Annotated in this window: 9 protein-coding genes; 4 read left to right on the top strand and 5 right to left on the bottom strand. The window is 71.8% G+C overall.

Translation table 11 applies throughout. The features are described 5' to 3' along the window. The coding region (locus ACWDR0_RS19970) for an HAD family hydrolase (protein WP_456353029.1) at positions 1–501 on the bottom strand (501 nt) is incomplete at its 3' end. Between the two features lie 333 nt (positions 502–834). Here ACWDR0_RS19970 and ACWDR0_RS19965 point away from each other — a divergent pair. Continuing rightward, positions 835–2,925 carry a DHA2 family efflux MFS transporter permease subunit gene (locus ACWDR0_RS19965; RefSeq protein WP_456353028.1) on the top strand — a complete coding sequence of 697 codons (2,091 nt, stop codon included), beginning with the start codon at positions 835–837 and terminating at the stop codon, positions 2,923–2,925. A gap of 122 nt (positions 2,926–3,047) precedes the next feature. Here the strand turns inward: ACWDR0_RS19965 and ACWDR0_RS19960 are convergent, their stop codons facing one another. Beyond that, positions 3,048–3,563: a GNAT family N-acetyltransferase gene (locus ACWDR0_RS19960; RefSeq protein ID WP_456353027.1), complete on the bottom strand. Its 516-nt coding sequence runs from the start codon at positions 3,561–3,563 to the stop codon at positions 3,048–3,050. A gap of 99 nt (positions 3,564–3,662) precedes the next feature. Beyond that, positions 3,663–4,025, bottom strand: coding sequence for an antibiotic biosynthesis monooxygenase family protein (locus tag ACWDR0_RS19955; protein ID WP_456353026.1), 363 nt, complete (start codon positions 4,023–4,025; stop codon positions 3,663–3,665). Positions 4,026–4,247: 222 nt separating this feature from the next. On the opposite strand from ACWDR0_RS19955, the gene ACWDR0_RS19950 reads away from it, so the two are divergent. After that, a complete protein-coding gene (locus ACWDR0_RS19950; RefSeq protein WP_456353025.1) occupies positions 4,248–4,664 on the top strand; it encodes a DUF3291 domain-containing protein in 417 nt (138 codons plus the stop codon). A 218-nt stretch (positions 4,665–4,882) separates the two neighbouring features. Here the strand turns inward: ACWDR0_RS19950 and ACWDR0_RS19945 are convergent, their stop codons facing one another. Further along, entirely contained in the window at positions 4,883–5,575 is a 693-nt protein-coding gene (locus ACWDR0_RS19945; RefSeq protein WP_456353024.1) for an O-methyltransferase, read from the bottom strand. Between the two features lie 359 nt (positions 5,576–5,934). Here ACWDR0_RS19945 and ACWDR0_RS19940 point away from each other — a divergent pair, with 359 nt between their 5' ends. Next, positions 5,935–8,079: a bifunctional glycosyltransferase 87/phosphatase PAP2 family protein gene (locus tag ACWDR0_RS19940; protein ID WP_456353023.1), complete on the top strand. Its 2,145-nt coding sequence runs from the start codon at positions 5,935–5,937 to the stop codon at positions 8,077–8,079. A gap of 127 nt (positions 8,080–8,206) precedes the next feature. Here ACWDR0_RS19940 and ACWDR0_RS19935 read toward each other — a convergent pair whose 3' ends face one another. Continuing rightward, positions 8,207–9,505, bottom strand: coding sequence for a cytochrome P450 (locus ACWDR0_RS19935; RefSeq protein WP_456353037.1), 1,299 nt, complete (start codon positions 9,503–9,505; stop codon positions 8,207–8,209). Between the two features lie 240 nt (positions 9,506–9,745). Here ACWDR0_RS19935 and ACWDR0_RS19930 point away from each other — a divergent pair, with 240 nt between their 5' ends. Continuing rightward, entirely contained in the window at positions 9,746–10,915 is a 1,170-nt protein-coding gene (locus ACWDR0_RS19930) for a steroid 3-ketoacyl-CoA thiolase (RefSeq protein WP_456353022.1), read from the top strand. Positions 10,916–11,008 lie beyond the last annotated feature (93 nt).

The following is an 11,008-nucleotide window of genomic DNA, read 5'->3' as shown; positions in this document are numbered from 1 at the left end:
CAGTGCCTGCTCGTAGACCTCGGACTGGGCGTTGATCCGGTAGAGGACGGCGATCTCTCCGGCGGGGACACCGGCGGCGATCAGGTCGCGGATGCACTCGGCGGTGACCCTGACCTCCGGCATCGGCAGCCCGGCCGCCGCCATCCTGGCCGTCGCCAGTGCCAGGTCGGCGGAGGTCACCAGGGCGTGCGGGAGGCCGGAGAGCGCGGCGAGGAACGCGGGGGCGCCCGGTATCGGGACCACGCCGTCGATATCGGCGGTCTCGCGGGCCAGCATCACCGCGTTCTCCGCATGGTTTTCGGCCATCGGGCGGTGGGGCAGCAGCTCCGCCATCGTCGCGTACCCCTGGCGGCCGTGGACCACCTTCAGCACCGCGTCGGGGTCGAGACCGTGCTCGACGGCCCACTCCCGCCAGATGCGCTCCACAACCGCGTCCGAGTTGACGAGGGTGCCGTCCATGTCGAGGAGGAGGGCTCGGGCGGTAAGGGTGGTGGCCTGCATGGGCGTACTCTCCTGGCGCGGCGAGGGCAGCGGCCTGGACCCGACCGGGCAGGGCGGCGGCGCGCTGCGGTGGCGTACGGGAACGAGCGGTTCCGTCGGCGTCCGCGGGGCGCACGCGGAGCGGTGCGCGGCCGCGCACCGGCGGGGCCAAGGTGACTCCGCCCACCGGTCAGGGAGACGGGCGGAGCCACTTTGTTCAACGATGGTACAAAGAGCTGGCCGAAAGTGCCACCCTCCCTTCGCTCGGCGGGCCGTAATGTCCTGTACGCCCCACTATGGGAGTGGCGAATCGGGGTGTGACCTTCGCCGGGTTCCGGATGCGAGGAGACCCGTATGGCACAGGAACAGGTGCGCACCGACGCCGTCGACCCGGCGCCGGGCGAGGTCCGGGACCGGCGCGGCATCCTGCTCGCCATCGGCGCCCTGCTGCTCGGGATGCTGCTCGCCGCGCTCGACCAGACCATCGTCTCCACCGCCCTGCCGACCATCGTCAGCGAGCTGGGCGGTCTGGAGCACCTGTCCTGGGTGGTGACGGCCTATCTGCTGGCCTCCACCGCCGCGACCCCGCTCTGGGGCAAGCTCGGCGACCAGTACGGCCGGAAGAAGCTCTTCCAGACCGCGATCGTCATCTTCCTCATCGGCTCCGCGCTCTGCGGGATCGCCCAGAACATGCCGCAGCTCATCGGCTTCCGGGCCCTCCAGGGACTGGGCGGCGGCGGGCTGATGGTGCTGTCGATGGCGATCGTCGGCGATATCGTCCCGCCCCGGGAGCGCGGCCGCTACCAGGGGCTCTTCGGCGCGGTCTTCGGCGCCAGCAGCATCCTCGGCCCGCTGCTGGGCGGCTTCTTCACGGAGCATCTGAGCTGGCGCTGGGTGTTCTACATCAACCTGCCGGTCGGCGCGGTCGCCCTGGTCGTCATCGCCGCCGTACTCCGCATCCCGACCCGCAGCACCAAGCACACCATCGACTATCTCGGCACCTTCCTGATCGCCTCGGTCGCCACCTGCTTCGTCCTGGTCGCCTCGCTGGGCGGCACCACCTGGGGCTGGAGCTCGCCGCAGCTCATCGGTCTGGCGGTGCTGGGAACGGTGCTGCTGGTCTGCTTCGTCCTGGTGGAGTTCCGGGCCGCGGAGCCGGTCCTGCCGCCGCACCTCTTCCGGATCCGGACTTTCACCCTCGTCTCGGTGATCAGCTTTGTCATCGGCTTTGCGATGTTCGGGGCGATGACCTTCCTGCCGACGTTCCTCCAGGTCGTCCGGGGGGTGAGCCCGACGCTCTCCGGTGTGCACATGCTGCCGATGGTCCTCGGGCTGCTGATCGCCTCCACCGCGTCCGGGCAGCTCGTCAGCCGTACCGGCCGCTGGAAGGTGTTCCCGGTCGCGGGCACCGGGATCACGGCGCTCGGCCTGCTCCTGCTCCACCGGCTCTCCGAGTTCAGCCCGGACTGGGAGATCAGCATCTACTTCTTCGTCTTCGGCTTCGGGCTCGGCCTGGTCATGCAGGTGCTCGTGCTGGTGGTGCAGAACGCCGTGCGGTACGAGGACCTGGGCGTCGCCACCTCCGGCGCCACCTTCTTCCGCTCCATCGGAGCCTCCTTCGGCGTCGCCGTCTTCGGCACGATCTTCTCCAACGGGCTCAACGACAAGCTCTCCGCGGTACTGGCGGGTCGGCCCGTGCCGCCCGGCGCGGGGGCCGACGAACTGGCGGCCGACCCCCAGGCGATCTCCCAGCTGCCGCCCGCCCTCCGCGGCCCGGTGCTGCACGCCTTCGCCTCCGCGATCACCGATGTCTTCCTGTACGCCGTCCCGGTGGTGCTGCTCGCCTTCGTGATCTCGTGGTTCCTGCGGGAGGACCGGCTGCGGGGCTCGGTGACCGCACCCGACCCCAGCCAGACGCTGGCCTCCAATCCGGTGGAGCGCTCGTCCCACGAAGAGGCGGCCCGCGCGCTCTCGGTGCTGGGGTCCCGGGAGGGGCGGCGGCATATCTACGAGGAGATCACCGCCCGGGCGGGGTACGACCTGCTGCCCGCGGCGAGCTGGCTGCTGCTGCGGATCCGGCGGCACGGCACCGTCGAACCGGGGCTGCTGGCCGACACCACCCCCGTACCGCTGCCGGTGATCACCGACGCGGCCCGGCAGGTGGAGGAGCGCGGCCTCGCGGCCCGCGAGGGCGTCCAGCTGGTTCTTACCGAGAAGGGGCTGGAGTCGGCGGTGCGGCTGGCCAAGGCGCGGGAGGAGTCCCTGGCCGAACTGCTGGGGGACTGGTGGGGGCCGGACCGGCCCACCGACCTGGTGCAGCTGGTGCAGGAGCTGAGCGCCGAACTCTGCGGATCGGACCAGGAGCGGCCGGGCGGGGAGCCCCGGGGGGACCATGCCCCGCCGTCGTCGTGGCGGCGGCCTCCGTCACCGCCGCGGGAGGACTGACGCGGGGGACTGACGCGCGAGGACAGGCGCGCGAGGACAGGCGGGTGGGTGGGGCCTGCGGTGGGCGGGTGCCGCGATTCCGGGAGCCGGAGCCGGGGCGGCCGGGGCGGCTCGCGACCCGGTCAGCCGGTCAGCTCCTTGCCGTACCAGACCTCCGTGTACGGGCCGGTGCAGTACGCCGGGATGTCCCGGTAGCCGTGCCGCCGGTACAGCGCCCGCGCCTCCACCAGGTCCAGCCGGGTGTTCAGCACCGCACGGCGGGCGCCCAGGGCGCGGGCCGCGTCCTCCAGGGCCGCCAGCAGCGGCCCGCCGCCGCCCGTGCCGCGCGCCCCGGGGTCGATGTACACCCGGGTCAGCTCGGCCCGTCCGGCGTCGAGCAGCAGGACCCCGCCGCAGGCCAGCGGCGCCGCCCCGGGATCCCGGCCGTACCGGCCGACCACGAACTGCCCGGTGGGCGGGGTCAGCAGACCGGCCCCGTCACCGCACAGGCCCTCGTCGATCTCCGCGTCGGTCGCCCGCCGCCGCCAGTAGCGCCCGGCGACCTCGCCGTAGTACGCGCGCCGGAGCCGGGTCGCGGCGGGCGAGCCCACCGGTTCGGGGGCGAAGGTCCAGGCCGGGGCGGTGGCGGGCAGTGGCATGAGCCCTGTCTACCCGGGCCGCCCCCGCTCCGGCCAGCGGTTTTGTCCACCGGTGGCCGGGCGGCGGGGGAGGGGGAGGGAGCGGCGTCGCGTACGGTGTCAGCCCGCGTCGGACGGGCGGGGACCCGCGGACTGGACGACCTCGAAGGACCAGAGCGTCGAACCGGTGGCCGCGGGCTTCGGCTTCTCGCCGCCCTCGCCCCCCTGGCCGCCTTCGGAGCCCTCGGCGGGCTTGTGGGCGCCACGCATCGAACCGGCCATCCACGCCTCGAAATCGGCCTCGCTGCGCCACCGCGTGTACACCAGGTACTGGTCCGTACCCTCCAGCGGCCGCAGCAGCTCGAACCATTCGAAGCCGTCGGAGTTCTCCACCGATCCGGCACGGGCCGCGAACCGCTTCTCCAGCACCTCGCGCTGTTCGGCGGGGACCGTCAGAACGTTGATCTTCACCACGCTGGCCATGGGACATCCTTCGCAGAAAGGGACCTCTGGGAGCTTCGACCGTATCGCCCGCCCCTGTCCGGCCGGTGGCCCGGGGTGCCGGCCGGACAGGGGCGGGTTCATACGGCGGGGGCGGCCGCTCGGCGGGGGGCAGTGGAACGCGAAGAAATCCCGAGCGTTATGGGAATCGGATAGTGCTACTGTCTGTTATGGATAGTCGGACTCGCCATCATGGAGGTTTCCGTGCCAACCCTGCCCTGGACCACCCCGAACCCCGCCCGGCCCGGCACGGAAGCGCTGGTCATGGCTTCTCGGTTCCGGGTCCGCTCGCTGAAGGACGTCCCCCGCTTCTTCCTGAAGTCGATTGCCGCCTGGCGACAGGTGCGCACCGCACCCGGAGCGCTCGGCGCCGCCCTGGAGGCCCGTCCGCTGCACCGGGAGTTCTTCACCCTCTCCGCCTGGGAGAGCCGGGACGCGCTCTACGCCTACACCCGGGCCGAGCCCCACCGGAGCATCATGACCGGACTCCGCCCCACCATGCAGGACTCGGCCTTCCGCTTCTGGGAGGTGCCCGTGGAGCAGTTGCCGGTGGACTGGGCCGAGGCCAAGCGGCGGCTGGCCGCCGAGGGGGAGACGGGGCGGCCGTCCGCCGCCGGGTGAGCGCCGGCACGCGGTGATGGACGGAGCGGGCCGCGGCGGGGCGGATGGGCACGGCACCAGGGCGCAAGGCGACGGGTCGGGCGGCGACGGGACGCACGGCAACGGCGGGCATGGCGACGGGACGGGCAGCGACGGCGCGGGCTGTGACGAGACGGGCCGCGACGAGACGGGCTGCGACGGGCTCCGGGTGCGCCGCGCCGGAGCCCGCCCGCCCCCGCTCAGTCGACGACCCGCGCCACCAGCAGCCCGTCGTACCCCTTCGTACCCACCGTCTGGAAGGCCGTCGCGTCCAGCCTCGGCTCCCGCGCCACCAGTTCGAACAGCTCTCGCGTCCCCCGGACGGACGGATCCTCCGACTCCGCGTCGACCAGCGCCCCGCCCCGCACCACGTTGTCCACCACGATCAGACTCCCCGGCCGGGACAGTCGCAGCGCCCAGGAGACATAGCGGGGGTTGTTCACCTTGTCCGCGTCGATGAAGAAGAAGTCGAAGGGGCCCGCTCCCGGCTCCGCCTCCAGCTTCGGCAGCGTCTCCAGTGCCGGGCCCGTCCGCACCTCGGCGATCCCGTCAAGACCGGCCCGGGCCAGATTCGCCCGCGCCACCTCCGCATGCCGCTCGTTGTACTCCAGCGAGATCAGCCTGCCGCCCGCCGGCAACGCCCTGGCCAGCCAGATCGTGCTGTAGCCGCCCAGTGTCCCGATCTCCAGGGCCGTCCGCGCACCCTGGGCCCGCGCCAGCAGGTGCAGCAGCTTGCCCTGGTTCGGGGCGACCGCGATCCGGGGCAGCCCCGCCTCGTCGCTGGCCTCCAGTGCCTCTGTCAGCGCCGGGTCGGCCGGAGCCAGAAGGTCCGTAACATAGGTGTCGACGGCGCTCCAGAGCGCCTCTTCCTCGTTCTGATGTGCGTCGGTCATATGCCTCAACCTATGCCCGGGGCGCTCGTCCGGCCCCGCGGCGTGATGTGCGGCGTGATAAGAGGCACGGACGGCCGGGTCGCGGTTCTTGTATGTTCCCCGGGCGTGCCCTCAGCCGCGCGTCCGGCCGGACATCCGAACAAAACCGGGCGACAGTCAGGCAAAGAGGGGGTTGCCCGAGTCTCACTCAGGGGGCAATGCGAGGCTTCTTCGGGGCCCCGTCACCTTTCGGCAGGTGGAGGCGGACGCCGGACCGGGAAACACAGGCAATTCGGGATGCAGAGGAGGCGCGGCGGGTCGTGGCGAACGCGGAGCACAGCGTGCGCGGAAGTGATACCGCGAGGGGGGCCGCCACCAGGATGAGCGCGGCGAGGGCCGCACTGTGGCTCCTGGCCGCCGTGCTCGCCGTACGGCAACTGGCGGTGGTCCTGCGCCGGCCGCCGGGCGAGCGGCTGCCCGACCTCGGCAACTGGCTCGGCCCCGAGGGCGTCCTGCACGTCAAGGGGTCGCTCTACGAGACCGACGCCTTCACCGGCACACCCTTCGCCGGGCTGGTGCTCAAGCCGCTCACCCGTACCGCCGAACAGAGCCTCGGGGTGGCCTGGACCTTCGCCACCCTGCTGCTGGTCGTCGCCATCGGCCTGATCGTGGCCCGGGCACTGCCCGGACCGGTGTCCCGCCGCAGCGCGCTGCTCGCCGCGCCCGTGGCGATCAGCCTGCTGATGCTGTCGCTGCCCGTACGGAACAGCTTCTACCTGGGCCAGACCAGCATCATTCCGGTCCTGCTCGTCCTCCTCGGCTGCTTCCTGGCCCGTGGGGAACGCGCCTCCGGGGTGCTGATCGGTATCGCCGCGGCCCTCCAGCCCACGGTGCTGCTCTTCGCCCCGCTGCTCTGGTTCACCGGGCGCCGCCGCGCCGCGGTGACCTCGGCCGCGACCTTCGCCGCCGGTACGGCGGTGGCCTGGGCCGCGATGGCCGGGGACTCCTGGACCTACTGGGTGCAGCATGTGGCGGGCGCCGGGCTCGCCGCCCGCCCCGAACAGCTCGCCAACCAGTCCCTCCACGGCGCACTGCTCCGCCTCGGCCTCGAAGGGCCGCTGGAGATCGTGCTCTATCTGGCCCTGGCCGCTGCCGTGACCTGGTTCGGTCTGCGCCGCGCCGTCCGCTACGCGCGGGACGGACAGCTGCTGCTCGCCGTCGCGATCACCGGCTGTGTCGCCGTCGCCGTCTCGCCCACCACCTGGCAGCACCAGCTCCTCTGGCTGCTCCTGGCCGTCGTCGGCCGGGTCGGCAAGAAGGCCGCGGACCGGATGCTCTGGCCGGTGCTGACGGTGTTCACGGTGACGCTGCCCAGCAAGATGCTGCTGCCGAACCTGGCGGTGGTCCAGCCCGTGCGCGAGAACGCCGTGCTGATCGCCGCGCTGGCCGCCGCCTGCGCCGTGCCGTTCCTCTCCCGTACGGATCCGCACTTCCGCAGACCCCTGCCGACGCAGTACGTCACCCCGCCGGACTCCCGCTGGCGGTGGGTGCCGCTGCTGCCGTTCTGGAAGCGTGCCCTCAGCCGCCCGAACCTGCTGCTGGAGCTGGTGGCGATCCGCGTCGGATACGCCATCTACTCCAAGATCCGGCTGGCCGCGACCGCGTCCACGGCGACCGCCGAGGAGCACGGGCGGCAGATCGCGTCCATCGAGCAGACCCTCGGCATCGACATCGAGCACGCGATCAACCAGGCCGCGGTGAAGTCGGAGTGGCTGACGGACTTCCTCGGCTTCTACTACACGTCCTTCCACTTCCCGGTGCCGCTGGCCATCCTCGCGGTGCTCTACATCCGCCGCCCCACCGACTACCGCTGGGCGCGGGCTTCGCTGGCCTTCGCCACCCTGCTGGCGCTGGTGGGCTTCTGGCTCTATCCGCTGGCACCGCCGCGGCTGATGCCGGGCATGGGCTTCGTCGACACGGTCCACGGTACGAAGGACCTCGCGAACCCCGAGTTCGGTGCGATGACCGCGGTCACCAACCAGTACGCCGCGATGCCGTCGCTGCACTTCGGCTGGTCGCTGTGGTGCGGTGTGGTGGTCGTGATGCTGGCACCGAAGCTGTGGATGAAGGCGCTGGGGCTGCTGCATCCGCTGATCACGCTGTACGTGATCGTGGCCAGCGCCAACCACTGGATCCTGGACGCGGTGGGCGGCGCGGTGGTGGTCGGGGCCGGCTTCGGGCTGACCTATGTCCTGTCGGGTCGGCGGTCGCTGCTGCCGAAGGCGGCGGCGGCGAACGCGGAGTCCGGGTCTGCGGGTGATGGTGCCGGGCCGGGTCCGGTGTCCGCAGCCGCGGCGGCCGGTGCCGTGACGGCGCGGGTGTCCGTACCCGCGGCCCGGACCTCGGGGGAGAGCGCCGCGGCGCCGGTGGCCGCCGCGGTCCCGGAGAAGCGGCATCCGGACGAGGACGGTACGGCGCCGGAGGACGGCGGCGGGACGGCGGTCGCCCAGAAGTCGGCGACCTGACGCCGGTGCCGGACCGGGTGGTCCGGCACCGGCACCGTACGGTGAGCATCCGGCCTGCGGCCGGTGTCCGCATGGTCCGGGTGGTCCGGGTGTCTCCCGGCCGGTGTCGTCCTGCCGGTGTCGCGGGTCAGCCGTCCGTGGTCACCCGTAGCTCCTTGACCCCGTTCAGCCACGCCGAGCGCAGCCGCCGCGGTTCGTCCACCAGCCTCAGGCCGGGCAGGGCGTCCGCGATCGCGTTGAAGATCAGGTCGATCTCCATCACCGCCAGCGACTTCCCCAGACAGAAGTGCGGCCCGCCGCCGCCGAAGCCCAGATGCGGATTGGGGTCGCGGGTGATGTCGAAGGTGCCGGGGTCCTCGAAGACCTCCGGGTCGTTGTTGGCCGAGGAGTAGAAGAGCCCCACCCGGTCGCCGCGCCGGATCAGCCGGCCGCCCAGCTCCACATCCTGGGTCGCGGTCCGCTGGAACGCGACGATCGGGGTGGCCCAGCGGACGATCTCCTCGGCGGCGGTCGCCGGACGTTCCCGCTTGTACAGCTCCCACTGCGCGGGATGGCTGAGGAACGCGTGCATGCCGTGGGTGATGGCGTTGCGGGTGGTCTCGTTCCCCGCGACGGCCAGCAGGATGACGAAGAAGCCGAACTCGTCGTTGGAGAGGTTGCCCGCGCCCTCGGCCGCGACGAGCTGCGTCACGATGTCCCGCGCCGGGCACGCCTTACGGGCGGCGGCCAGGTCCATCGCGTACGAGAGGAACTCCATCGACGCCTGGACGCCCGCCTCCTCCGTCACGGCGAACTCGGGGTCGTCGTACGAGGCCATGGTGTTCGACCAGTCGAAGATCTTCGACCGGTCCTCCTGCGGGACGCCGATCAGCTCCGCGATGGCCTGGAGCGGCAGTTCGACGGCGATGTTGGAGACGAAGTCGAAGGAGCCGCCGTCGCGGGAGAGCGCCACCGCCTCGTCCACGATCTTCAGAGCCCGCTCTGCGAGCGCGGCGCGCAGCGAGCCGACCGCGCGGGGTGTGAAGCCGCGCTGCACGATCTGGCGGACCCGGGTGTGCTCGGGCGGGTCCATGTTCAGCATGATCAGCCGCTGGACGTCGATCTGGTCGCGCTGGATGGACTCGTTGAAGCGGATGATCGCGGTATTGGCCCAGGACGAGAAGAGCTCCGGGTGGGTGGAGACGAATCTGACGTCGGCGTGCCGGGTCACCGCCCAGTAGCCGTCGTCGTCGAAACCGGACACACCGTGCCGCTGGGCGCACCAGGACACCGGGGCGACCTCTCTCAGCAGCGCGAACTCGGGGTGCGGCACCCGGGATCCGAGGAGATCCGGGTCGGTGGGGTCGAAGCCCTCGGGCAGGGCGGACCTCCCGGGCCGGCCGGACCCCCCGGATGGCGGGGGGTCGGGCAGATGGGGACAGGACATGGGAACCATCGGCAGCTCTTCTCTGACGACCCATCAGAATTCGAGCGCAAGTTAGTAACGAGTTCTAGAAGTAGCAAGGGGCGCGCGGCGAACTGTGGCCTCCGGGCGGTGCAGTAAGGGCTTGCAAGACCCTTGCGTACCCGGGGTAACAGTCAGCAGACTGGCAAGAGAACTAGAACGCGTACTAGTTCTTGCGCGGAGCGCCGGGACCGCTCGCGCAGCCCAAGGAGAGGACGAGCCATGGCCGCCGAACCCGTCATCGTCGAAGCCGTCCGCACCCCCATCGGCAAGCGTGGGGGAGCCCTCGCCAATCTGCATCCGGCCTATCTGCTGGGCGAGACCTACCGCGAACTCCTCGGCCGTACCGGCATCCAGCCCGACTGCGTCGAGCAGATCGTCGGCGGTACGGTCACCCATGCCGGCGAACAGTCCATGAACCCCGCGCGCAACGCGTGGCTCGCGGTGGGACTGCCGTACGAGACCGCCGCCACCACGGTCGACGCGCAGTGCGGCTCCTCCCAGCAGGCCTCCCACATGGTGGCCAACATGATCACCGCCGGGGTCATCGACATCGGGGTGAGCTGCGGCGTCGAGGCGATGTCCCGGGTACCGCTCGGCAGCGGCTCCAAACACGGGCCGGGCAAACCCTTCCCCGACGAGTGGAACGTGGACCTGCCCAACCAGTTCGAGGCGGCCGAGCGGATCGCCCGCCACCGGGGCCTGACCCGGGAGCGGACCGACTCCCTGGGGCTGCTCTCCCAGGAACGGGCCCGGGCGGCCTGGGCGGAGGAGCGGTTCAAACGCGAGACGTACGCGGTCCAGGTCCCCACCACCGAGGAGGAACAGACGGCGGGGCAGGGCATGTGGCGGCTCGTCGACCGCGACGAGGGCCTCCGCGACACCAGCATGGAGGCGCTGGCCGGGCTGAAGCCGGTCCTGCCGACCGCGCTGCACACCGCCGGTACCGCCTCGCAGATCTCCGACGGCGCCGCGGCGATCATGTGGGCGTCCAAGCGGATGGCCCGGGCGCTGAAGCTGAAGCCGCGGGCCCGGATCGTGGCCCAGGCCGCGGTCGGCGCCGAGCCCCGGTTCCATCTCGACGGCCCGATCGACGCGACCCGTACCGTCCTCGGCAAGGCGGGCATGAGCCTGAAGGACATCGACCTGGTCGAGATCAACGAGGCCTTCGCCTCGGTGGTGCTGAGCTGGGCGCAGGTCTTCGAACAGGATCTGGAGAAGGTCAATGTCAACGGTGGCGCGATCGCCCTGGGCCACCCGGTCGGCGCGACCGGCGCCCGGCTGATCACCACGGCGCTGCACGAGCTGGAGCGCTCCGACAAGGAGACCGCGCTGGTGACGATGTGCGCGGGCGGCGCGCTGGCGACGGCGACCATCATCCAGCGGGTGTAGCGGGGGTGTGATGCGGCGGTGGCCCCGGGCCCGGTCACCGGTCGGTGGTCACCGGCCCGCGGCCGGTACGGGCCGGGACGGAAACGGGCGGGC

The sequence above is a fragment of the Streptomyces sp. NPDC003691 genome, assembly GCF_053981115.1.
Note: the sequence above shows the minus strand (reverse complement) of the source record. Positions and strands in the feature narration are given on the sequence as shown.